Raw genomic sequence first — 25,618 nt, forward strand, 5'->3', positions numbered from 1 at the left:
CGTTGGGCCATTCAAACCCCTAAAGATGGGAAAACACATGAGCTTCATTCAGCAGCGGGCCAAGATCACCCAGGCTGGCCTTCACGTTTTCAAGTTTACCGCCCAGCCTGTTGGCTACACAGTCAGCCAATTCTTCGATCACCAGCCAGCCACCAAACTCAAAACCAAGTAGTTTGCTGATTTGATTAGCCGCAACCATCGCAGCCATCATGGGGGTGTCCGAAGACTCTGGTTCATGCTGATAACGAATTGTCTGTACCAAATCAGGCGGAAAACGCCATTTTTCGGCCAACATGGCGCCCACTTGTGCATGATCAACGCCAATCACCTCCTGAAACGCCTGGTGCAAAGGGAGCCCTTGCCAAAGGCTAAGCTCCATGGATTTTCGAAAATCAGTCGGCATGAATTGCGCGACCACCACCTTGCCAAAATCATGCAATAAACCGGCAATAAAGCAGTCATTGGCATCGGCATCAGGCATACGCTGTGCCAACTGGCGGGCAATGGCTGCCGTCGCCATGGAGTGCATCAAATACCGCTGACCATCAAAGCCTGACAAAGGGCTACTGGGCAACATGCCAATGGCAGCCATACTCAAAGCCAGATTCTTGATGGTATTGAACCCCAGAAAAACCACCGCATGATCCACGGAAGTAATTTGCTTGGCCAAGCCGTAATACGCCGAATTCACCACACGCAACACTTTGATAGTGACCACCGGGTCACGATTGATCACCTGTACCAAATCTTTAGGCGAGCAAGACACATCACGTGTGAGTGCCAAAATCTGCTCCACACTTTTGGGAAAGGCAGGCATGTGCTCAACAGCAGCCATGAGCCGCAGGGACAAATCAGGATTCATTGCGTCTACTCATGACCAAAATCACCTTGATATTCATCGCCATTGTGAAGACGGCAACCATCTGATGGACACCCAAAATCTGTGCATTGGGGTAGGCTTTCATTTTATGACTGAAGATCACCAATCAGCTGCCACCTGAACTGACTTGCAAACGCAAGATCCATGTGTCACGTGCAGTGTGTCTGGAACTTATTAACAATAACATCAACAGCCATTGATGCTGCCGCAACAATTTCATATCGCCCGCGTCCACAACCCTCAAGCAACACCTTTCAATAGCCGATTGAAAGGTATATTGTGGTCATTCATTTATTCAGGATACCAACGTGCACACTGCCAAATACAAAATCTGGATACAGCTGTTAGCGACCATCGGCGTAGCATTATTGGTAGTTTGGACTGGCGTAGTCATTTGGCAAGGACATGTCACACGCCAAGCCGCACTTGAGCAAGCCACTGATTTTTCTGTCAGTATGCACGATGCCACCATGGCAGGGCTAACCGGCATGATGGTCACCGGCACCGTTGCCCAGCGAGATGTGTTTCTGGATCAAGTTAAACATTTGGGCTCCATTCGCGATTTACGGGTACTCAGGGCTGAAGCTGTGACCTCGGTATTTGGAGCGGGCACTGAAAAAGACGACAGCAAACCTGACTCATTGGAGCAACAGACGCTGCGAAATGGTCAGACCATCGTGCAGGTGGAATCGGATTCCAATGGTGAGTATTTGCGTGTTGTTCGCCCGGCCATAGCCTCAAAAAACTCCCTCGGCAAGGATTGCACCAGTTGCCATGTGGTGCCCGTGGGCACAGTCCTGGGGGTTGTCAGCATGAAAGTATCCTTGGATAAGGTTAATGCCAGTTTGGCTGACCAGCGATTGAAGTCGATTTTGGCCGCGCTCATTACCTGCATTCCAGTACTGATGCTGATTTACCCTTTTATCCGAAAAGTTGTGACGAGCCCGCTTGAGAGAAGTGTGGACGTAGCCCGAGGAATTGCAACAGGTGACCTGACCCAACACATTGAAATCCACTCACACAACGAAATGGGTGAGTTACAGCAAGCCCTAAAAGACATGAATGCCAGTCTGGAAGGCATCGTGCGCCAAGTGCGTGTGGGAACAGACACCATCTTTAATGCCTCCAGCGACATTGCCAGCGGCAACCTGGACTTGTCCAACCGCACAGAGTTACAAGCCAGCTCGTTGGAAAACACTGCCGCTTCCATGGCACAAGTGACCGCCGCAGTCAATCAAAACGCAGAGCACGCTCGCCGGGCCAATCAATTGGCACAAAGCGCCTCTGATGTGGCTGTACACGGTGGCAACGTGGTGTCTGGGGTTATTGACACCATGGCCTCCATCAACACCTCATCCAAGCGCATTGTGGACATCATTGCGGTGATTGACGGTATTGCCTTCCAGACCAATATTCTGGCTCTGAATGCTGCGGTAGAAGCTGCCCGAGCCGGGGAGCAAGGTCGTGGCTTTGCAGTAGTAGCGGCTGAAGTGCGTAACCTAGCCAAGCGTTCTGCTGATGCAGCGCAAGAAATCAAGGCTCTAATTAACGATTCGGTCACCAAGGTCGAGGCTGGAAGCAACTTGGTGCAGCAAGCAGGTAGCACCATGAACGACATTGTGGACAGCATCCGCCATGTAACTGACATCATGGGAGAAATCACTGCGGCCAGTGCTGATCAAACTGCAGATATTGAGCGCGTTGGCAATGCTATCGACGAAATGAACCAGGTCACCCAACAAAATGCCGCCTTGGTTGAACAGGCAGCTGCGGCAGCGCAATCTTTGCAAGACCAGGCAGAACATTTGGAACAGGTTGTCAGCGCCTTTAAAATTATTGAGCTAAATAGTGCTCTAACGCATACAAAAAGGGCATGAGAAGCTATATATTAAATAGCATTCATCGCAACAATCGGCAATACACCCCAGTTATCTGAAAACAACATCCTGACGTTGGTAACGGCAAACGCTGACCGCCAGCACTATCCTGGATTTCAAAAAAATCATAAAGCCACAAAATATTCTGTATCTTGAAGACCTTTTCAATAGTGAGTGATCAGACTGTCCATCGATAGTACAAAAGCAAAGGGTGCGCCTGACATACGCCTCTTCGCTGATCTGTTACAAGCTTTCCTACATCATCAACGACTGCACTCATGCCCTCAAACACATCTCCTAGTCTCCATACAGCTACGCGCCCCTGCCTGCCGCGCATCCATTGGGCAGTGTCTGGCCAAGCATTCTCTGGGTTATGGCGTAGTGAGCGCGGCAGTGCGCCGCCCAAACATGTGGTGTTGGCCGACGACACGCTGACTGCGGACAGCGCCTACCGTTTGGCCTGCGCCGGAACCGGTATCTTGTGGCGTGGTGATTTTCAAAACGCCCGTCAAATGCTGCAAGCCATGGCGCGGCGCATTGACCAAGTACCCAAACGCAAACGCACCAAAGCAGCGCAACCAATTCCGATTACCGAAGCATTCAACCTGCACCGCCAAGCGCAAGCGCAACGGGCACGCACACTGGGTATGCTACTCATTGAAATGGATGCCAGTTACCACATAGCCTTGCGCCGCGCACCCAATGTAGTGAATGCTTGCACCCAAGCTTGGACAAACTCCGAAGCATCTATGCAGGACACCCAAGATGCGGATGGCAGTAACTCAGTGGTATCCCTGCGTGAATTACTGGGCATCACCAGCGCAGCGGAATGGCGGCGTGTGGGAGTTGAGATTGCCGCATTGGGCTCGGCACCACACAATCGCATCCACCCACATTACGGTGTGTATTCCCCGGTGCGTGGCGAATATATTGGTTTGGTAGCCAGCGCCCACCTACCCAAGCCAGCCAAAGGACAGGCTGACATTGTGGCGTTTGACATTGGCACAGGCACGGGTGTGTTGGCTGCGGTGTTGTTACAACGCGGAGTAGGCCATGTCATTGCAACAGATTCCGAGCCCCGCTCACTGGCTTGTGCCCTAGATAACATGACCCAACTGGGGTTAACACAACACATCACCTTGCTGCAAACAGATTTATTTCCTTCAGGCCAAGCATCTTTGATCGTCTGCAACCCACCCTGGCTGCCTGTCAGACCTGGCTCGCCATTGGAGCGAGCGGTGTATGACGAAGGTGGTCAGATGCTACGAGGATTTTTGGCCGGATTGACCTCCCATTTGCTGCCGGGCGGTGAAGGTTGGCTGATTTTGTCTAACTTGGCCGAACTTCTGGGCCTGCGCAGTCGCACGGAGCTGCTGCATGCTTTTGAACAAAACGGTTTACGCGTTATTAGCCGCATCGATGCAAAACCCCTGCACCCCAAAGCACAAGACAGCACAGATGCACTGCATCAGGCGCGTGCCAAAGAAGTCACCTCACTCTGGCGTTTAGCCGCCCAAAAACCCAACTCATCTCAACCTTGCATACGTGAAGCCACTGCAGATTAAAGGAATTCGATCCTTGAACTCGACTTCGTAAAGAATGAGACCGCTTTGGAAACATCAAAAACCCACATAAAGCCCCTACTTACAACACCTAATCTGAAATGTCTATGGATTTAACGTATTAATATCATAGAATGGGCCCGTTTGAAATCTTCACCATTCAAGGAGTTTGCTATGAAGCTGCAAAAAATCACAAAATTACTTGCTTCCATTGTTGTGGTTTCTGCCGCCTGTGCGAATGCTCAAGCGACCGAGTACAACCTCTTGAACATCCATAACGAAGGCCCTTGGTGGATTGGTGGTTCATGGACAGCGGGCTCCTCACTTGGATCCACGTTCTCGGATATTTTTAATATTTCGTTCGACCGTGGTGGTGTCATTCAAACCAGTCTAAACCCTGCTTGGGGCGTGACACTGACCAGTGCCAGTGTCAACGGTTTGAATTTTGGTTCATCCAACAGTTTGAGTACAACTTTTAATGCTGGTGTGGTGTATCACCTAAGCCTCTCGGGCACTGCCGTTCCTGGCAGTGGCGGCTATGGCGTGGCATTTAATGGCTCACCAGTGGCCGCAGTTCCCGAACCGGAAACACTTGCCATGTTGTTGGCGGGTTTGGGGTTGGTCGGCTGGTCTGTTCGTCGCCGTCAAGAAAAATCAGCCAGTTTGGCCGTGTAATTACCGTATTACGGCTCTTGGCTTAAAAAGGGATTGCATTGCAATCCCTTTTTTTTTGCTAAAGTCAGCTCTTCATTCCAATACACATCTTAGTGGTAGTGTGCTTTACTCCGTTGAACTTCTTGTAAACCCCGACCTACTCTGCCAAGCATTGAGTCCATTCGCCTTCAGCACACTCTTGCACAAGATAGTAAAGTGCGAAGTCATCATGAAGAAACCCCTCCCGTAATGACCCAATGGTCACCAGTGAAGTCGTTGTCAAAGCGTACGCATGAAATATTGATTGGGCCGCCTGTGGAAAAACCAATGCAACAATCGGCTGCATTCTTGCCATGACGGTCAAAAATCACTTAAAAAGTATTTTTGTCAGGCTAAGTACCAGCAACACGGATGAAGCCGTTGGCATCATGAACACACCTACACTTTCCGTCTGAAATTCACACCCCTTTCCCCTATGACATTTGAATTTCAGATTCGTGCGCTTTTAAGCATATCCATATGGACTGTTCTCAGTACCCATCCCGCATGGGCCGAAGACCATTCCCTCCAACTCAAGGCAGAAACATCACTCACATTCGACAATAATCTGTTCAGGTTACCAGCATCCGCCAATCCAACACTCATTTTGGGTAAGCCCAGTGGCGCAGAACAAATCGGCATCAACACCCTGAGCCTCAATTTCAGCACCTCACTGAGTTTGCAAAAAATTAACCTTACAGTAAGTATTGCAGATTCCCTGTACCAAAATTTCAGCTACCTTAACTACACGTCCTACAACTACAACGCTGAGTTGAAATGGAGCTTGACTCCCAAATTGCACGGTATTTTAAGCAGTAACCGCAAGGAAACTGCCAATAGTTTTTCTGACTATTTAGGCCTCAACCAAAGCAACTTACGGACAGAAATGACTACTCGCATGGAGGCTATATACGAAGTTGATGGCCCATGGCGGGTACTGTCTGGTGTTTCCCAATTTTCACAAATCAATCAGCAAGCACTGGTGGCGGGAGGCGATCACACCACTCAGACTGTCGAAGCTGGACTTGGCTACGTCTTTGCCAGCGGTAGCAACATCAGCTTTCGTCAAAAAGCGGTCAGTGGTCATTTTTTAAACCGCGTACTACCATCCTCAGGAGCATATGACACTGATTTCTCAAAAGCAATAAGTGACCTACGTGCACAATGGGTCATGCCAGACAACAGCAGTGCAGATTTTTATTTAAGTGCCATCACACAAACTCATCCAAATTTCCCTCAGCGTAATTTCAGTGGTTTGAACTCTGGAGCCAGCATAAATTGGCTATTAACGGGTAAATCTTCTGTGAAGCTGGGACAGTCTCGCGATGTCTCTGCTTACGCTGTGTTTCTCAGCAATTACACTCAAACAGACCGTTTGTATTTTTCGCCGATCTGGCAACTCAGCCCAAAATCACTTGTGATTTTAAAAAATGAATGGGCGCATATCGCTTACCAAGGCGCACCTAATGGAATAGGAATATCCAATCAACGCAACGATGAAACCAGAGACACATCCTTGTCTTTTTACTGGCAGCCCGATCAACGGCTAACTTTCAGTGCTGCGCTGCAAAACGCCAGCAGAGCATCAAATCAAACTGGCTTAGACTACAACAGTAACCAAATTTCGGTCTCAGCTCAATACAGTTATTAACTTTTGACATCATGACAATGACTTACACACCGCTTAAAAACTATTTTCTCGCTGGTATCCTATTGCTGGGTTTGTCTGCATGTGGGAACAAAGATAACAAATCTGTGGCAACTCAAGTGGCAGTGAAAGTCGGCTCAGAAGAAATATCCGTGCATCAAATCAATCAAATATTGAGCCGAACCAATACGACCGGTGCCACACCAGAGGTGACTCGCTCCATGAGCCGTGAGGTACTGGAGAAACTCATTGATCAACAATTGGCGGTTAACAAAGCCATTGAAAACAAGCTGGATCGTGCACCAGAAACTGTGGCAGCCATCGAAGCTGCTAAGCAGGACATCCTGGCCCGTACCTACTTACAAAAAATAGCCAGCGCTTTGCCCAAGCCGACACCAGACGAAGCCAAAAAATACTATTCAGAGCACCCTCAACTATTTGCTGAACGACGCATCTTCAATATTCAGGAAATTGTGGCACCTGTGTCACCCGGCTTGGTTGAGCAACTGCGCAGCATGGCCACAGCAGGAAAGTCCATGGATGAGGTTGCTGCCCTGCTCAAATCCAAAGATGTCAAATTTAATGGCGGCAGCGCTAGCAGGCCTGCTGAGCAAATTCCACTTGAACTGCTGGCCAAAGTGCATGCCCTCAAAGATGGACAAAGCATTGTGCTAGATACGCCACAAGCGGTGACCTACTTGCGCTTAGCTTCATCACAATCGTCCCCTGTGGATCAAGTCACGGCACTGCCACGTATAGAGCAGTTTTTAAGCAATCAGCGGGCAACCGAAGCCATTGCAGCAGACATCAAGCAACTCAGAGCCAGCACAACGATTACGTACATGGGCGAGTTTGCCAAATCTGACACGGCCACACCCAGCCCAAACACGAGCATAAATAATAAAGAAAATACACCTGTAGAGCCTGCAAATAAAGCACAGAATGCTATTGAAAAAGGTGTAGCAGGTTTGAAATAGCTCCAATGAGTAAAACCATGAGCGAGTACTTTTTCAACCTGCGCGTCTTTATTTTGGGTGTTTGCTTTTTATTCGCAGGCATGACACTGCCAGCCTACGCTCAAACCAATGTCGACTATCCGTTAGGTGCTGGAGATGCACTCAAGATCCAAGTGTTTCAAAATCCCGATCTAACCCTTGAAACACGTGTCTCTGAAAACGGTGCCATCACCTACCCTTTGTTGGGCACCGTTGAGCTCGGAGGCTTGTCAATTGCGGCTGCTGAAAAAAAAATCAGTGAAGGTTTGCTGCAGGGAGGATTTTTGAAAAACCCTCAAGTCAACATTGTGTTGACGCAAATTCGAGGTAACCAAGTTTCAGTATTGGGACAAGTCTCTCGTCCAGGTCGTTTTCCACTTGAAACCGCCAACACCCGCTTGACCGACATGCTGGCCAATGCCGGTGGTGCCACGCAAAGTGGTGATGACATGGTCATCGTCACCGGCATGCGCGACGGCCAACCATTTCATCGTGAAATTGATATTCCAGCAATTTTCTTGAATACCAAACTGCTCGATAACATCTTGCTGCAAGGTGGGGACACCATCTACGTGCACCGTGCACCAGTGTTTTATATTTATGGAGAAGTACAACGTCCCGGTTCTTTTCGCATTGAGCGCAATATGACTGTCATGCAAGCACTTGCTCAAGGCGGTGGTCCAACCGCCAGAGGGAGTGAAAAGCGTCTGCGTTTGCATCGCAAAGAATCCAATGGAACCGTACAACAACTCGAACCGAGTTTGTCCGACCCTGTGCTTCCCAATGATGTCATCTATATCAAGGAAAGTATCTTCTGATGTGTTCTTGCCTTGTCAACCAATGAACCACGTGAGCCCGCTCAATCCTGAGCGTTTTCAACAATGACCTTTCAACAATTTCTGCTGATCCTGCGAGCTCGGTACAAGATTGCACTGCTGGTGTTATTGGTTACCGTAACCACGAGTTTAGGAGTAAGTCTACTTCTACCCAAACAATTCACTACCAGTGCTGCTGTGGTGATTGATGTCAAAGCGCCCGATATGGTCAGCGGCATGATTTTGCAAGGCATGATGGCACCCGGCTACATGGCCACACAAGTCGATATCATTAACAGTGATCGAGTTGCAAAAACCGTCGTCAAAATGCTGAAGATGGATCAGAGTGCAATTATTCAGAAGCAATGGAAAGAAGCCACAAAAGGTGAAGGTCAGCTGATTGACTGGCTAGCCAACCTGCTGCAAAAAGATCTAGATGTCAAACCCGCACGTGAAAGCACGGTCATCAACATCAACTACACCGCGGCCGATCCTGACTTTGCCACTGCTGTAGCCAATGCATTTGCACAGGCCTACATCAATGTCAACCTTGACTTACAAGTAGCCCCAGCCCGGCAATATGCCACTTTTTTTGATGATCAAACCAAAGAAGCTCGCGCCAAACTTGAAAAAGCCCAGCAAGCCCTGTCGGATTACCAGCAAATTTATGGCATCACATCTGCCGACGAACGAATGGACTTTGAGACTGCAAAATTGAACGAAACATCCAGCCAGCTCACCGGTATCCAGGGTCAAACCACGGATAGCCAAAGCAAACGGCTGAATGTCAAAACTGACACTGTGGCAGAGGTGATGCAAAGCCCATTGATCAACGGGTTAAAAGCTGACATTGCGCGACTAGAGTCCAGGTTAAAAGAAAGCAATGTCAACCTGGGAAAAAATCACCCTCAAACTCAACGCTATGAAGCCGAGCTGAACAGCTTAAAAGCACAGCTTGAAGGTGAGACCCAGAAAATCACTAGCTCAATTGAGACCTCTTACCAAATTGGTCGGGCCCGTGAAAAGCAGCTGCTGGATGCGCTTGAAAAGCAAAAGAAACGCGTGCTCAAACTCAATAAACAACGTGATGAATTGAATGTATTGCGGCGTGACATTGAATCAGCCCAACGTTCTTTTGAGTTGGTCAGCCAAAGGGCTTCACAAACCAACATTGCGAGTCAAACCAATCAAACCAACATTGCCGTTCTTAACCCTGCAACGCTACCAACCACGCCATCCAAGCCTCGTGTTTTATTGAACACTTTGATCTCCATTTTTTTGGGTACCCTTTTGGGGGTGGGACTCGCATTGATACTCGAACTCAAAGAGCGCAAGGTTCGCTCTGCCCATGACTTGTTTGATGCACTTGACCTGCCAGTGCTTGGCATCATTGGCTCAGCTACCAGCTTATTGCCAGGCAAAAAGGCCCTCACATGACAGCCCATATTGCCATTCCAACTTCACCCATTTTTAATGCCAGCCAATCCATAGGCGATATTTTGGTAGCCAATGGTCGCTTAAGCGAACAAGATGCAAAGCAGATTTTGGAATACCAACAAGCACAAAACGTGCAATTTGGTGATGCTGCTATTGCACTCAAACTACTAACCAAAGAAGACATCGACTTTGCGTTGAGCCAACAATACGACTACGCCTATCTAAACGCCACCAACACCAGCTTGAGCCCTGCTCTGCTCGCCGCTTATCAACCTTTTGGTGAAGTGAGCGAGAACTTGCGCGCTGTACGCAGCCAACTTACCTTGCACTGGCTTGCCAAACATCCCAACCAGAATGTACTGGCCGTTGTGAGCCCCAGCAAAAAAGATGGACGAAGTTTTGTAGCAGCTAATCTGGCGATTGTGTTTGCCCAACAAGGTCAGCGCACCTTGTTGATTGATGCAGATTTGCGATCCGAACCTGAACTAAACCAGCAAAGATTATTCAAGTTAGACCGAAGTTTCGGCTTATCTGGCATTTTGGCCAACCGCGCCGGACTCGAAGTTGCACAACTCGTTCCAGGTCTACCCCACTTGGCAGTCTTACCCGCAGGTGCAACGCCCCCCAATCCACAAGAGCTTTTAGGTCGACTGGCTTTTGGCAATCTATTAGAAAACGCAAGCCACCAGTTTGACATTACTCTGATAGATACCCCAGCTGGATGTGATTTTGCTGATGCTGAAATCATAGCTGCACGTGCAGGAACTGCGCTGATGGTTTGTCGCAAAAATCAGACTCTAATACCAGAAGTTTCTCGCCTCGCACATCGACTCCAAAGCAGTGGGGTGTCTTTGATTGGCTCGGTGTTGAATGATGCATAAAAAAATGACCCATTGGCTTCCCCTCATCATCGGTTTGGCGGTACTGTATTTACCAAGTCTTTATGACCTTTTTACTGGCATCTGGAGCAGCGATGAACAAATGCATGGCCCCATCGTCCTTGGTATCAGCCTGTGGTTAATCAAGCGTAACTGGCACGCGATGGAACTTGCTGCTCAAAACCGACAAACTAGCAACTGGGGTTGGCCTATTTTTATGCTTGGCCTGCTGCTGTATACATTTGGTCGGTCGCAAGACATTTTGATGTTCGAAATTGGATCGGTTATCTTTTTGTTAATTGGCTTAGTGCTACTTCAGCGTGGTACAGCAGCACTCAAGGTGCAATGGTTTGCACTATTCTTTATGGTGTTTATGGTGCCACTTCCTGGCACAGTTGTAGATACTGTGACCATGCCCATGAAGATGGCCGTATCCTATGTGGCAGAGCAAGTGCTATTTTGGGCTGGCTATCCCATCGGACGTAATGGAGTTATATTGCAAATAGGCCAATACATGTTATTGGTTGCTGATGCGTGTGCAGGACTGCATACGCTGCTCACACTGGAGGCCCTAGGCTTGCTGTACCTGAATCTGGTGAGACGCGACTCACCGTTCAGAAATGTGGGTCTTGCTATTTTAATCGTGCCCATCTCATTCACTGCTAACGTCATCCGCGTAATAAGTCTGAGCCTCATAACCTACCATTGGGGTGATGCCGCTGGGCAAGGCTTTTTGCACAAGTTTGCTGGAATGGTGCTATTCCTGAGCGCACTCCTACTCATTATCGGGTTTGATGCTGCACTGCACAAGTTTGATGACATCCACAAGCAGCGACAAATTAACAGTTCCATCGCATAGTGCCATGCTATCCATTAAGAACCTAGTCGTGCTAGCCCTGATGCTTCTCTCGGCCACACTCAGTGTAATCCTCCGCCCCACAATCAGTCTGGCTGATGAGCGACCACCTATCGACCTTGCTGTCATGGTACCCACTACTTTTAGTGAGTGGCATGAAGAGGTAAATTTGACAGCGCAAGTAGTTAACCCTCAACAAAAAATTGTTATAGACAAAATCTACAGCCAAACACTCAGCAGAACCTATGTCAACAAACAAGGGGATCGTGTAATGCTGTCCATTGCATACGGCAAAAATCAAAGTGATTCACTATCGCTGCATAAGCCAGAGGTTTGCTATCCAGCACAAGGCTTTCAACTTCTACACAAAGAAATAATCACACTTAAGTTAATGGGAATATCCGTTAACGCGACGCGAATTGAGACAAATCTTGGAAATAGATTCGAACCCGTTACGTATTGGACTATTGTTGGTGACCAAGTTGTCACTTCAAGCATTAATAAAAAAATTTCGGAACTTCGCTATTCCATACAAGGAAGAGTGCCAGATGGAATGCTATTCAGAATTTCCTCTATAGATAGGAACAGTACCTCGGCCTACGCGTTGCAAGAGCGTTTCGCCAAGGAAATTGCATCTGTAATAGATTTAAAAAATAGAGCACGCTTCATTGGAAATAAAAATAGTAACTAACCAAATAATAAACTTCTGAATAAATGGATATTTACTTTAAACTTACAAATGAAAAGATTCTATCTATCTGGGCAAAATAACTTTGGTAATCGCGGCTGCGAAGCACTTGTTCGCTCAACCCTGCAATTGCTAAAAGCAGAGTTAGGGGAGGTAGAGGTCCTTGTTCCGAGCTACCGACCTGATTTAGATTTAAGGCAATGGCCTGATGCGATGAGTGCAGGCTGTAAGTTCGTACGTGCTATGCCCTACCCTACCTCCTTAAAAGTCTGGGGAAAAATACGTAAATACATTCCTGGCATCAAGAACTTATATATCCCCAATTTTTCGATTCCCAAAGATATAGAAGACGATATCCGTTCATGCGATGCATTGTTACTTATCGGTGGTGATAATATAACATTGGACTATGGTCTGGAGTCTTTAATTTGGCACATACGCTTCGCGCAGCATGCGCAACGCTTAGGAAAAAAAGTTATGGTCTGGGGTGCATCTATCGGCCCATTCACTAGCGAACCAATTACTGAAAAATTTGTATCGAACTTCTTACGATCTACTGTTTTTACCACCGTCCGCGAAACCATTTCTGAGCAGTATTTAAAATCAATTGGTATAGATAAAAATGTAGTACTGGTCACAGATGGCGCTTTTGTCATGGTACCCGAACCGGTAGACACGACCGCATATTGGCCCATATCTACCAGTAATGCAGTCCTAGGTTTCAATATTAGTCCTCTCATTCAAAAATTCAGACCCGCTGGAGAACCCAAAGAGGTTCTTCAACGCGAAATTGTTAATTTTCTCAAATACACGATGAACAACAATGACATGTCCATCGTTCTGATTCCACATGTCGACCCACTTGATGGTGCCAAGAATAACAGCGACACACATTACATGCAGGAAATATTAGATATGTGCACTGGTTTCGAGAGCCGACTAGCTATAGTGCCGAACTCACTGAATGCTGCTCAATTGAAGTTCATTCTATCCAAATGCACCTATTTTATCGGTGCACGCACTCACGCCACAATAGGGGCTTTGAGTTGTCTTGTGCCGACAATATCGATCGCATACAGCGTCAAAGCTAAAGGCTTAAATAGAGACCTATTCAAAACTGAGAAATTTGTATTGGAAACTTCCAAAGTTAACTCTATTTCACTTCAAGACAGTCTTCAATTTTTAATTGAAAACAAAGATAACATCATTTCAACACTGTCGAAACGTATACCCCTTTGGCGAGAAAGTGCAACTATTTCCGCAAAAATGATCAACCAAATGATTGGGAAATAGTTAATGCATAATATTGATTCTGAACAATCAATCTTTGGTATCAAAGAGGTGATACAAGAGGGGCTTTGTATCGGATGTGGCGCCTGTACAAACCAAAGTAAATTTGCAACTGTTCGATTTAACGATTATGGAGAACTGACCGCCGATATAAGCAAGGCAAACATTCAAGAGTTAGATTTAATGGGAAAGACTTGTCCCTTTTCCGACTCGGCACCAAATGAGAATATATTAACAGAAACGATATTCAAATCTGAACCAAACGTAACCTACAGCGATGTATTGGGCTACTACACTGGTTTGATGGCAGGCTTCTCAAATAAGCATCGCCCATTTGGATCATCAGGTGGCATAGTTTCTTGGCTATTAGAGGAGATATTGACTAATAAAACTGTTGATGCAGTCATTGTTGTTGGGCGTACACCAGACTCAGATCGTTTTTTTGGATACAAGGTGATCACAGACCCATGTGACTTACAGTCAAATGGTACATCTTTTTACTATCCTGTCAGCTATGACAACGTCCTAAGATATATCCAAGATAATCCTGGCAAATATGCTATTACTGGAGTTCCATGTTTTCATAAGGCGTTAAGACAATTAAAACTTGTCAATCCAATTATTGCACAGAGAGTTGTACTGCAGATTGGAATAGTTTGTGGCCAAATGAAGAGTTCTTTCTATTTAGAATACTTGGATCGCAAAGCTGGCAAAACCAATCCATTGATTGATGCGTGCTTTCGTCGTAAGGATGAAAATCTCCATGCAGATAATTATTTATTTGAAGGAAAATTTCTAAAAAATAATGGAGAAATGCAAAAAAGAATTGTAAAAAATAGTGACATAGGTTCAAATTGGGCAATGGGATTTTTTAAACCGCGAGCATGTGATTTTTGCGATGATGTCTTTGCTGAAACTGCGGACATTGCAGTTATGGATGCTTGGCTTGATCCGTATATAAGTGATGGAAAAGGGACAAGTATTGTTATTGCTAGAACAAACTTAATTAATCAATTTTTAATTTCTGGCCAAAGCAATGACATGCTGGTACTAAATAGTATTTCTGAAAATAATGTTATTGAGTCACAACGAGGTGGCCTTAATCATCGAAGAGTCGGATTACGGTATCGTTTGCACATAGGCGACTCAAGATACCTCCCGAAAAAACGCGTATTGCCTAGCGCCACCATCGATATATGGATGAAGTTTGAGCAACGAATTCGAGCATCAATTCGTGCTCAGAGTAGAAGTGCAATGCGAATTCAATTGAACTCTACGAGTTTTGATCTGAAATTATTTAATAAAAATATGAGGATATTACTATATATATATAAATGGTTTCTAAGATTAAGAAAAATAGCTACAAAGCATCAAAACTACCAAAAAGAATTCGAACTTGATTAGAAAGAATATTTATGATCATATCTTCATTATGAATTTTTTGATAAAAATACCTTCATTGAAATTAAAAAATACCACTATTATTTTGCTGATTGCAATCTGTTTGGCTTTCTTTGTAGGCATCTTAGTCGGATCTGGTTCATATATTCTTATAGTGGCGCTGATGTCACTTATACCTGCTTGCATAGTACTTAAACGTCCTGATATAAGCTTAGCTCTCTTAGCGGCCTTTACATTGCTCATTGCAGGAACGATTAAATATTTTTTAGGTTTAGGCCAATTTCAGTGGATTCTTTCGGGGCTGGGGGTCCTGCTGTTAGCCTACGCAGCATTACAACACACATTTACACCGTTCATTGCTACATCAGAAGATCCTGGCTTCTTGGCATTGATTGGACTTTGGTGGGCAATATTGTTATTTGGCTCTGCAGCTAATAACCTACCGATGCTGGATTGGTTGGTCGGTGTACGAATCTATCTACCGGTATTTGGTGTGTTTGCCTATATTGCTTACTGCTACCCGAGTGAGCGATTACTAAAGGGTATATTGTTTTTTATGTTGACCGTTGGAAGTGTGCAATGGGTTTTTTGTATATATCAAAAGCTGCTTATAGTTCCCTTAAGACTTGCTGGTCATTACCCTGGATCCGCTTGGGACAGCATCGTTGGAACTTTTGGAGGTGATAAATTTGGTGGTGGTGAAAGTGGCTCTTTAGGTGTTTATTTGTCGCTAATGGCCACGCTGGCTATAGCCCTGCACAAACAAGAACAACTTAAAACCTTTTGGTTTTTTTTGATCTTTGTGTCAAGTTTTGCCGCAATGGCCATGGTGGAATCCAAGATCATTGCATTGATGATCCCTGCAGGTTTTTTCTTGGTATACCGAGAATATGCATTCAAAAAACCAATCGCTTTTATATCCGGATCAATAGCGGTGGCAATTTTAATGGCTTGCTTGTTGATCGCCTATTACTACTTGTACTGGCAGACAGACGATAACAAGGGATTACTTGATGCACTGTATGATCGTTTTGCCTACAGTTTTGACCCGAAATTTCAGCCATCAACGACCAACTTAGGCCGTGTTAAGTCATTAGTTTTTTGGTGGGACAGGCACGCACTTCTAGACAACCCATTGACCATACTCTTCGGACATGGATTAGCGAGTGCAGTCAGCTCAAGCTCCATCATTGGTACGGGTGTAGCTGTGCGTGCGCAAGCAGTAATGCTTGACGTAACCGGCATTTCAAAATTGCTATGGGAAACCGGTGTTGTTGGTAGTCTTGTGTTCATTTCAATATTTGTTCTTGGATTCTTTCGTGCCCGTAAACTCAAATCGAATTCAGCATTACCTCCATGGCACAGAGCTGCAATGACAGGCGTAGAGGCTGCCTTCGCTTTGATGCCTTTTACGATTTTTTATGAAGTAACTATCGTTAGTAGCCCACCAATGCAGTTTGCAGCTATGTTTTTCCTAGGTTATGTGGCATATTGGTGGCGCGAGAACCACCATACGACCTATGGCTAATCATTACGGCAAATCTGCCGTCAAAGCTTCTCTCGTTCACTTCTTCTTTGGTAAGGCACTCAATGCAGTTGTCAGCCTAGTCACATTGATTGCCCTAGCACGCTGGTTAACACCAGCCGATTACGGCATTTACATAGCGTTCAGTGCCTTACAAGCAAGTTTGCTTGTAGTGTCCGATCTTGGCATTGACACCACTGCAGAACGGTTTATGCCGGAATTGCGCATGCACCACTCAGACTTTGAGTTACTTGGCTTTGTAGCAGCAGTACTATGTGCACGTGTCGGCACTTTATTCTTCATGGTAGGAATTGGGTGGCTATTTGCAGACGACATTACTGCGATTGTCGGATTGAACGCGTATAGCGGTCTTTTCAAACTTTGGCTTGGTGTTGTGGCATTTTCTGGCTTGCTAGGGCTTGCCGTAGTGCTTTTGGAATCGATGTTGCATCAACGGCCGGCACAAACCAGCATGTCGATATATGTGGTTCTGAAGCTTCTGCTTCTGTATTTAGGCTGGCATCTATTTACGATAGACATCCTATATATGGTACAAATTGAACTGATAGCCACTTGCATCGCAGCATTGTTTGGCACTGTGCAATTACTTAGCCATTTTTCTCTGGCAGGACTGCACGATGGATGGTTGATTGTGAAAAAAAATCGGCAACGACTTCAACGTTTCGCATTCTTTAACTATTTTGCACAGGTCGTATTTCAACTTTTCAGTGCTGAAGTAATAAAACTGATGGTTACTCGCCTACTTGGTGTGTTGCAATCAGCTGTTTATGGCTTTGCACATAGTTTGGCGGAAACGGTACAACGTTATTTGCCTACGGTTTTGTTGCTTCGACTCATCAAACCAGTGTTCGTTAGCAGATATGTAAAAACTGGAGACTTTGGACAACTCAATTCTTTGGCTCAGCTCGTTCTGAAATTGAACTTATTGATACTAACGCCCACTATTGCTTTTGCTGCCGTTTATGGTGGAAGATTACTTTCATTAATATCAAATGGCAAGTATGAGGAAGCACACTGGCTTTTAGTTGGAATGCTAGGAATTTTAGTATTTAATAGCCATAAGATAATATTGTCATTACTGGCAGGAACACTTGAAAAGAATAAAATGCAACTTTATGCAGGAATAGCATCATCTATTGTTTTTCCTATAGCGTTATTGTTAATACCAAGACTTGGTCCACTTGGTGCTATTGCAGTTTCAGCAATAAGCGGATTGACCTACAACACTTATGCAACCTTCTATTTACGCAAAGCCGGCTATTGTTATCAACCAGATTTACGTGCTGCAACTGTGTTTTTAATTTCAGGTATTCTGACATTTTTATTAATTTTTTTGATAAATAAAATGCTTCCTTTTCTACTAGGTCTTTTTATTGCAGTTTTTATCGGTGGAAGTTTTTATATTTTCGTAGTTCGTACAATGCATGCATTTAGTAAGGAAGAAGTTAAAATATTAAACTCATTACTACCCAAAACTTTCTTCAATTTATGACAATGAATACAAGAGTGAAGGTTAGCATCGTTATCAAAGCGTTCAATGAAGAAGCGAAAATAGGTTCCACTATTGTGAGTGCAATTCATGCAATTTCATTCGTAGGTGGAGAAGTCATTCTTGCTGACTCTTACTCAACAGATAGAACTGTCTCTATCGCATCAAAATATCCTATAAAGATTACACAGCTTACAAACCCGGATGAACGCTGTTGCGGCATCGGCGGGCAACTTGGCTATCAGGCTGCCTTTGGTGAATTTATTTGGATTGTTGATGGAGACATGGTTCTTTCAGCTGAATTTCTCGCCGCTGCCCTGAGAACTTTAGAGAATGAACCTCAACTCGCCGGAGTTGGAGGACGCGTAATTGAGAAGAATTTAGATAGCCTCGAGTTCCGCGCCAGGCTCTTGCGTGCACCAGTCAATCTACAACCTGGCGAAGTAGACCGACTTGATGGTGGCGGCGTTTATAGGCGAAGTGCAATTATCAGTATTGGTTATTTCACCAATAGAAATCTGCATTCTTATGAAGAGTATGAACTGGCAGCCCGTCTTCGTACCGCCGGTTGGAAACTTAAGCGCATGAATATCGAATCTGTGACGCACTTTGGTCATCAAATCGAGGCATATTCGCTACTAAAAAAACGTTGGACTAGTGGATATGTTCTAGGCATTGGCGAACTATTACGCAGCGCTATCTGGAAACCACACTTAAAACTCATCTTGATAGAAGTCAAAGAGTTGCGACTATACTCAATTGTTATAATATGGTGGATTTTTTTGATTTATGGGTTTTTTGAATTTTCTAATTATAAGTTAGTTGTTATCAATTTGGCAGTTGCACCGTTTGCAGTCATGTCATTACGAAAGAAATCTATTCCAATGGGCATTTATTCTGTTTTTTCTTGGAACTTTTATGCAATAGGATTGTTACGTGGATTATTTAAAAAACAATATCCACCTAACAAAATAATTAAAAGTCAAACTATTCTAAGTGCAACATCTAATATTACAGTTGAGCGATAAATGTGCTGAATATCAGATCATCCCTATCTGTTGTAGTGCTTATACTCTTCGTTCATGCAATTGCACTGGGCCAATGCAATGTCCAGCCAGAAATAAAAATACGAGGTGATACGAATATTACTGTACAAGACTCAATATACAGAACTTTGACCCCGCAATTTTTCGGTTTTAACTTGGAGCTAATTGAATTCCAGAATTCGTTATGGAATACAGAAGGGGGGAGCGTTGAAAGTGGAGTCATTAAATTACTCCAACGATTCCCTGGTGCGATTTATAGATACCCCGGTGGAACAGTTGCAAATCACTTTGACTGGTCTGCTGCAATCGGTCCTATTTCTGCACGAAGATCGCAGCAGATAGTTGGCTATCAAGAACCTAAAGCTGTCCAATTTGGTCCGAGTGAGTATCTCCGTTTTGTGAAGCAAACAGGTGGAACCGCGTGGTATGTGCTAAATCTATATGGAGCATTAAACACCCCCAACACATCACAAAATTTAGCCAAATCTGCTGGCAATTTGGCCGCATTTTTCGATAGTGAACGGTCAAAAGGCATGCCTGCAATTTACAGGTGGGAACTAGGAAATGAACTGGATCGTGGGAGCTACAGTTGGCCAGCCTCAAAATATGCAAGTGTCGCCACTGAAGTCGCCAATGCAGTAAAGCCTTTCCTTCATGAAGCCAAGTTAGTTAGCATGTCGCAAGATTGGGCACACACCAGTACCAACACTTTCGGTGTCGATTACAACTCCTATATTGCAGCGGCACTAAGTCAAGTCACCACAGAATTTGCAAGCCATTTGTACTACGATGGTGCACCATGGGGCTTGCCTTTACCAAAGCTAATAAAGCAACTTTGTAAGAATTTAAGTTCAGTTCAGTCAGCCTCACAGAACGGATCACTTTGGATAACAGAGCACGGTAGAGCACCACTTGGTACGCCTGCTGATCCGGGATGGAAAAACAATTGGCCACAAACAGCTGGACAGGCGGCCGCAATAAGTGCCGCCGACATGATGATCTCAATCGCTCAGACGCAGCAAACGAATGGGGCGTTCATACACTCACTCCACGGCACAAAAGGACCATGGCCACTATTTCACAAACGAACTGATGGGGTTATCTACCCCAGCGCCGTTTACTGGGCATTAGTCCTTTTGCGCGAGACACTATTAGATAAAGTTTTGGTGTCTGCTATTAGCACATTAAATGATGCAAAAAATGGTGTTGGATATGACATTAATGCAGTTGTTATGACAAATGATAAGCGAAATCAGTATTCAATTTGGTTAATTAATAGAGGAAGCACTGCATCGACTAATAAGTTTTTAGTGCCCATACTTGCCGGAAAACGCTTGCTGATTAAGGCAGCAATTCTTTCCAGCAATGATCCAAAAAGCAATAACTATTCTGAACAATACAAAATATCTCCACTCCGAAAGGAAGTTTACGTTGACGTAAACCAATTTGGTGAATTTGAATTTGTAGTGCCGGCTTACTCTGTTAATGCTTTAAAAATCCACAATATTGAATAAAAATAATATAATATATAATATATATTCACTTTTGAATTTATTTAATAATCACGGTATGCCGAAAATTTTGAGTATTAACAATTACCACTACCGCCGTGGTGGATCAGATGTGGTTTACCTGGATCACGCCGCACTGATGGAGGAACAGGGCTGGATCAATGGCTTTTTCTCCATGAACCACTCAAAAAATTTAGACACACTTTGGTCTAAGTACTTCATTGATGAGATTGAGTTTGGGCACGCCTATTCCCTAGGTCAAAAGCTCGCAATGGCCTCCAAGGTGGTCTATTCATTTGAAGCGCAGAACAAACTCAAACGACTTTTGCAAGACTTTCCGGCAGATATTGCGCACCTGCATTGCGTTTACCACCACCTATCACCATCCATCATCTCCACGCTACGCGATACAGGGGTACCAGTGGTTATGACTGCCCATGACCTCAAGATTGCATGCCCGGCCTACAAAATGCTCAACGACACCGGCGTGTGCGAAAAGTGTAAAGAGGGGAATTTACTCAATGTAGTAAAGCATCGCTGTGTGCGCGATTCACTGACTGCAAGTGCCATAGTGATGGTGGAAAGTATCGTGCATCGCATGCTAAATACCTACCAGGGCAAGCTGGACAAGGTGGTGGTGCCCAGCCGCTTCTTTATGGAAAAATTTATAGAGTGGGGCTGGCCGGGTGACAAGTTTGCGTATATACCCAATTTCGTAGATTCGACGCGTTTTGAGCCTAGCTATAACCCAGGCAACTACTTTTTGTATTTTGGCCGCATCGCACCAGAAAAAGGTATCGCCACACTGATGCGAGCGGCCAAAGCTGCCGGAATCAAGCTCAAGATTGCTGGCACAGGGCCTATCGAGGCTGAGTTGCATACATTACAGGCTGAGCTTCAAGGCGATATTGAATTCCTGGGCTACAAATTGGGCTCAGAGCTGCATGCACTTATCCGCGATGCGCGAGCCGTAGTGCTGCCATCTGAATGGTATGAAAACGCTCCAATGAGCGTTCTGGAAAGCTTTGCGCTGGGCACACCCATAATCGGTGCGAGAATAGGCGGTATTCCAGAAATGTTAATTGAAGGCGAAACAGGTTGGACTTTTGAAAGTCGCAATAGCGAGGAGTTGACGGATCTGCTTTCCCGCGTGGTAGACATGCCATTGACACAAATGGCAAACGCGGGGCGTAACGCACGCAATCATGTCACCAGCAATTTCAATCGCGCAAGATATTTACAAGCTACGCTAGAGCTGTATGCAAGCCTTGGTGTTAAACATTGATATGCAAAAAACCCTTCGCATCCTCGGTACACGCGGTGTGCCCGCCGCCTATGGTGGTTTTGAAACATTTGCCGAATACCTCTCGCTTTATCTCGTAGCCCAGGGCTGGAGGGTGGTGGTGTATTGCCAAGACAATGGCACGGGCCCCATCTTTGAAGACACCTGGCAAGGTGTAGAGCGAGTGCACATCTCAGTTACACAAACAGGTGCAAAAGGTGCCGTTGTGTTTGACTGGAAATCCATCGGACATGCTTGCCAATATAAAGACTTATGCCTGACCCTCGGTTACAACACAGCTCTCTTTAGTACACGCTTGAGACTTAATGGTATTCCCAATATATTCAACATGGATGGCATTGAGTGGCATCGTGGCAAATGGGGGGTAGTAACCAAAGCTTGGTTTTGGATCAATGACTGGGTTGGATGTTTGATTGGCAACCACTTGGTGGCAGATCACCCCAAAATCAGGGAACATTTAATAACACGAGTGCCAGAGAGCAAAATCACCACCATTGCGTATGGAGCTGATTTGGTTACGAATGCTCCAGTCGAGCCGCTCAAGGCTTTTAGTCTAGAACCAAGCAAATATTTAACAGTGATCGCACGAGCGGAACCAGAAAATTCTTTACTGGAGATTGTTCAAGGTTTCTCTGCTAAAGAACGCGGATTAAAGCTCTTGGTACTTGGTAACTATGAAGACACCAATGCTTATCAACAAAACGTCAAATCTGCAGCCAGTCCGGAAGTTCAATTTGTTGGGGCCATTTATGACAAAGATGTCCTTCATTCACTTCGATTTCACAGCTTGGCCTACATTCATGGTCATCAAGTCGGAGGTACAAATCCTTCATTAGTCGAGGCTTTGGGTGCCGGAAATGCGGTCATCGCCCATGACAATCAATTCAACCGTTGGGTTGCGGGTCAGGGAGCTAAATACTTCAGTAATGCTAGAGAGTTTGCCCTTTGCATTGACAAATTGGAAGCGAACCCTTCTCTTCTTGAAACCTTGCGAGGACATGCCAAGCAAAGATTCAAAGATGCCTTCTATTGGACAGATATCCTTGCTCAATATGAAAAGCTCTTAATGTCGTTCCTACCCAATTGAACGCACAGCAGAATCTATTTCAAACAAGACCCATCACGTTGTTTGCCGCAAGGTTTCAACCACTGGCCGAGTTAACACTTCACGCAAGCCCCACCATCCCGCCAGCAAAGCCAGCAAAGCCCCTGCAAGAGAACCCAATAACAGCACCCACAGCGACACAGACCAGTCGAACTCGAACACAAAGTGCGCCAGTGCCCATCCCACCAAACTAGCCATTACAGAGGCAAGGAAACCAGCCAGAAGCCCCACACCAGCCAATTCATAACGCTGCACCTGGCGTAACAAACTGGCTCTGGCCCCCACAGCACGCATGATGGCAAATTCACGCGCACGTTCGTCCCGTGTTGCAGTGACCGCAGCAAACAGCACCACCAGACCTGCCGCCAAGGTGAAGGCAAACAAAAACTCAACGGCAGCAATCACCTGATCCAGCACACGCTGTATTTGTGCAATGGTAGCCGTCATGTCCACCGTGGTGATATTTGGAAATTGACGCAGCAATAGGCTGTCAAACCCTCTGGTGACAGGTGCCTTAAAAGCGCTCATGTAGGTGGTTGGCACCCCTTCAAGCTTGTCCACTGGATACATCACAAAAAAATTGGCCCGCATGGAGCCCCAGTCCACCTTGCGCAGTGATGTGATTTTGGACACACTTTTCACCCCACCAATGTCAAACGTCAAAGAGTCCCCCAAAACCAGACCCAATGTTTTGGCAATGCCCTCTTCAACGCTGACGGCTCCAGTCTCGTTCGCCAGCCAGCGCCCATTCACCACCAAGTTTTGTACAGGCTGAATGGCGCCGTACGACAGATTAAATTCACGGTCAACCAGGCGGCGAGCACGCTCATCAGGGTAATCTTCAGGATTGATCTCCTGATTATTCACGGCCACCAGACGCCCCCGGATCATGGGAAACCAGTCAAATTTTGTCACCCCGGCCGCTTTCAGTGCCTGGGTGAATGCCTCACCCTGTTCCGGCATGACATTAATGACAAAACGATTGGGTGCATCGGACGGGGTGGCGGCACGCCAGCTGCTGATCAAGTCCGTGCGCAACAACACCAGCAACACCAACGCCAACAGGCCAACGGCCAGGCTGCTCACCTGCACCACGGCAAAGGCCGGGCGGGCGGCAATTTGTCGGGTCGCCAGCACCAACGCGGTGGGGGCTGTGGCATCGTTCACGCTCCAGCGCAACAGCTTCACGGCCAGCCAACTCATCCCGGCAAATAACAAGGTGGCCAACGCAAAGCCACCCACCGCAATCAAGCCCAGCTTCACATCACTGCTGGCAGCCATTAACAAAGCGGCAAACCCCAGCACGCCCAGCCCCAGCACACTCATGGAGGCCGGTTTAAGCCCCCCCACATCCCGGCGAATCACCCGCAGTGGTGGCACTTGTGCCAGTTGCAGCACTGGCGGCAAGCCAAACGCCAGCAACAGTGTCAAACCCATCCCCATACCAAACAACACCGGCAACGGCCCGGCGGCGGGCAGATTGGCCTCCACCAAACCCGACAGCAAGGCCACAAAACCATAGTGCACGCCAAAGCCCAGGCCCACACCCAAGGCACTGGCCAGCACGCCAATCAAGAAAAACTCCAGCGTATACGCCGCCGCAATGGTGCGCTGGCGCAAACCCAGTACCCGCAGCATGGCACAGTCATCCAGATGGTTCGCTGCAAAACCACGCGCCGCCAAGGCGACTGCCACCGCACTAAGCAAAGCGGCCAACAAAGCCACCAGGTTCAGAAATTTTTCTGCACGCTCCAATGTACTGCCAAGCTCTGGGCGACCACCATCCAGGGCCTCAACGCGAACACCCCGAACCGTATGCGCCTCGACTTGCGCCTGCGCCCAATCCACAAAGGCTTGCACACTTTGATCATCCCCCGCCACCGCCAAGCGGTAACGCAAGCGACTGGCGGGTTGAACCAAACCGGTGGCTTCAATATCAGCCTGATGGATCATCACCCGGGGCGAAAAATTCATGAACCCGGCCCCACGATCCGGTTCATTGATGATGATCTGGCTGACGCGAAAACGGCTGTCGCCCAGGAGCAAATCAGCGCCCACTTGCAGGCCCAGTGCATCCAACAAAGCCGCATCCACCCAGGCTTGCCCGGGGTTGGGAATGCCTTGGGCCAGTGCACCCGCACCCTCGGGCTGATCACTGATACGCAAGCGCCCGCGCAAGGGATAACCCGGCTGTACCACCTTCAAGGCCACCAGCTTGATGGCCCCACCTTGGGCTTCAGGCGCACGCGCCATGGTGGGGAAAATCAGCGTTTGCACCTGCGCCAGCCCCAGGGCTTTGGCTTGCGCCATGAAGGAGTCCGGCAATGGTGTGTCGCTCACCACCACGGCATCCCCGCCAAGCATCTGGCGCGCATCACGCTGCAAGCCACCTTTGAGCCGATCCGCAAAGAAACCGACCGCCGTCAGTGCAGCCACCGCCAAAGTCACTGCCACGATCAACAAACGCAATTCACCGGCGCGCAAATCACGGCGCAGGGAGCGCAGGCCTAAAGTCAGAAAAGAAATGGTCATGGGTGGACGATACCGCAGTTGGCATGTGCTTGATGTGTGCTTTGGGTTGTTGGCCCTTTAGTACCT

At 46.6% G+C, this 25,618-nt stretch carries 19 protein-coding genes and 1 pseudogene; 18 read left to right on the forward strand and 2 right to left on the reverse strand.

The features are described from left to right. Positions 1-19 precede the first annotated feature (19 nt). Positions 20-862 (reverse strand): HDOD domain-containing protein, encoded by an 843-nt coding sequence (locus tag LDN84_RS14355; RefSeq protein WP_223904124.1) that lies wholly within the window; start codon positions 860-862, stop codon positions 20-22. An 890-nt stretch (positions 863-1,752) separates the two neighbouring features. Between LDN84_RS14355 and LDN84_RS23200 the strand changes: the two are divergent. From LDN84_RS23200 to LDN84_RS14445, 18 genes and pseudogenes are all read left to right on the forward strand, one after another. Further along, a pseudogene (locus LDN84_RS23200) lies at positions 1,753-2,757 on the forward strand (methyl-accepting chemotaxis protein); the annotation flags it as partial. A gap of 278 nt (positions 2,758-3,035) precedes the next feature. Beyond that, entirely contained in the window at positions 3,036-4,322 is a 1,287-nt protein-coding gene (locus LDN84_RS14365) for a methyltransferase (RefSeq protein ID WP_223904126.1), read from the forward strand. A gap of 171 nt (positions 4,323-4,493) precedes the next feature. Further along, on the forward strand, positions 4,494-4,994 hold the full coding sequence (locus LDN84_RS14370) for an FxDxF family PEP-CTERM protein (protein ID WP_223904127.1): 501 nt from the start codon (positions 4,494-4,496) through the stop codon (positions 4,992-4,994). Positions 4,995-5,448: 454 nt separating this feature from the next. Further along, positions 5,449-6,663: an XrtB/PEP-CTERM-associated polysaccharide biosynthesis outer membrane protein EpsL gene (gene epsL, locus LDN84_RS14375; RefSeq protein ID WP_223904128.1), complete on the forward strand. Its 1,215-nt coding sequence runs from the start codon at positions 5,449-5,451 to the stop codon at positions 6,661-6,663. An 11-nt stretch (positions 6,664-6,674) separates the two neighbouring features. Next, positions 6,675-7,637, forward strand: coding sequence for an EpsD family peptidyl-prolyl cis-trans isomerase (locus LDN84_RS14380; RefSeq protein WP_223904129.1), 963 nt, complete (start codon positions 6,675-6,677; stop codon positions 7,635-7,637). A 17-nt stretch (positions 7,638-7,654) separates the two neighbouring features. Continuing rightward, positions 7,655-8,473, forward strand: coding sequence for a polysaccharide export protein EpsE (gene epsE, locus LDN84_RS14385; protein ID WP_223904130.1), 819 nt, complete (start codon positions 7,655-7,657; stop codon positions 8,471-8,473). Between the two features lie 63 nt (positions 8,474-8,536). Then, entirely contained in the window at positions 8,537-9,907 is a 1,371-nt protein-coding gene (epsF, locus tag LDN84_RS14390; protein WP_223904131.1) for a chain length determinant protein EpsF, read from the forward strand. Next, positions 9,904-10,788 carry a chain length determinant protein tyrosine kinase EpsG gene (gene epsG, locus LDN84_RS14395; protein ID WP_223904132.1) on the forward strand — a complete coding sequence of 295 codons (885 nt, stop codon included), beginning with the start codon at positions 9,904-9,906 and terminating at the stop codon, positions 10,786-10,788. Before epsF ends, epsG begins: the two co-directional genes overlap by 4 nt. Further along, the gene (gene xrtB, locus LDN84_RS14400) at positions 10,781-11,644 is read left to right on the forward strand and encodes an exosortase B (RefSeq protein ID WP_223904133.1); all 864 of its coding nucleotides are present in this window, start codon (positions 10,781-10,783) and stop codon (positions 11,642-11,644) included. The genes epsG and xrtB overlap by 8 nt, the downstream gene beginning before the upstream one ends. 28 nt (positions 11,645-11,672) lie before the next feature. Then, the gene (gene epsI, locus LDN84_RS14405; protein WP_255610346.1) at positions 11,673-12,332 is read left to right on the forward strand and encodes an exosortase-associated protein EpsI, B-type; all 660 of its coding nucleotides are present in this window, start codon (positions 11,673-11,675) and stop codon (positions 12,330-12,332) included. A 48-nt stretch (positions 12,333-12,380) separates the two neighbouring features. Beyond that, entirely contained in the window at positions 12,381-13,622 is a 1,242-nt protein-coding gene (locus LDN84_RS14410; protein ID WP_223904135.1) for a polysaccharide pyruvyl transferase family protein, read from the forward strand. Between the two features lie 3 nt (positions 13,623-13,625). Continuing rightward, positions 13,626-15,023, forward strand: a complete 1,398-nt coding sequence (locus LDN84_RS14415) for a Coenzyme F420 hydrogenase/dehydrogenase, beta subunit C-terminal domain (protein ID WP_223904136.1) — start codon at positions 13,626-13,628, stop codon at positions 15,021-15,023. A 28-nt stretch (positions 15,024-15,051) separates the two neighbouring features. Further along, positions 15,052-16,548 carry a hypothetical protein gene (locus LDN84_RS14420; protein ID WP_223904137.1) on the forward strand — a complete coding sequence of 499 codons (1,497 nt, stop codon included), beginning with the start codon at positions 15,052-15,054 and terminating at the stop codon, positions 16,546-16,548. After that, positions 16,541-18,058: a polysaccharide biosynthesis C-terminal domain-containing protein gene (locus tag LDN84_RS14425; protein ID WP_223904138.1), complete on the forward strand. Its 1,518-nt coding sequence runs from the start codon at positions 16,541-16,543 to the stop codon at positions 18,056-18,058. Before LDN84_RS14420 ends, LDN84_RS14425 begins: the two co-directional genes overlap by 8 nt. Further along, positions 18,055-19,083 carry a glycosyltransferase family 2 protein gene (locus LDN84_RS14430; RefSeq protein WP_223904139.1) on the forward strand — a complete coding sequence of 343 codons (1,029 nt, stop codon included), beginning with the start codon at positions 18,055-18,057 and terminating at the stop codon, positions 19,081-19,083. Before LDN84_RS14425 ends, LDN84_RS14430 begins: the two co-directional genes overlap by 4 nt. 146 nt (positions 19,084-19,229) lie before the next feature. Beyond that, the gene (locus tag LDN84_RS14435; protein ID WP_223904140.1) at positions 19,230-20,615 is read left to right on the forward strand and encodes a hypothetical protein; all 1,386 of its coding nucleotides are present in this window, start codon (positions 19,230-19,232) and stop codon (positions 20,613-20,615) included. A gap of 55 nt (positions 20,616-20,670) precedes the next feature. Continuing rightward, positions 20,671-21,897: a glycosyltransferase family 4 protein gene (locus LDN84_RS14440; protein ID WP_223904141.1), complete on the forward strand. Its 1,227-nt coding sequence runs from the start codon at positions 20,671-20,673 to the stop codon at positions 21,895-21,897. Next, complete coding sequence (locus LDN84_RS14445) at positions 21,872-23,002, forward strand: DUF1972 domain-containing protein (protein WP_223904142.1); 1,131 nt, start codon at positions 21,872-21,874, stop codon at positions 23,000-23,002. Before LDN84_RS14440 ends, LDN84_RS14445 begins: the two co-directional genes overlap by 26 nt. Positions 23,003-23,035: 33 nt before the next feature. On the opposite strand, the gene LDN84_RS14450 is transcribed toward LDN84_RS14445, so the two are convergent. Then, positions 23,036-25,552 (reverse strand): ABC transporter permease, encoded by a 2,517-nt coding sequence (locus tag LDN84_RS14450; protein ID WP_223904143.1) that lies wholly within the window; start codon positions 25,550-25,552, stop codon positions 23,036-23,038. Positions 25,553-25,618: the final 66 nt, after the last annotated feature.

Origin of the sequence: Rhodoferax lithotrophicus (assembly GCF_019973615.1) — a bacterium.
In the GTDB taxonomy this organism is placed as follows: Bacteria; Pseudomonadota; Gammaproteobacteria; order Burkholderiales; family Burkholderiaceae_C; genus Rhodoferax; species Rhodoferax lithotrophicus.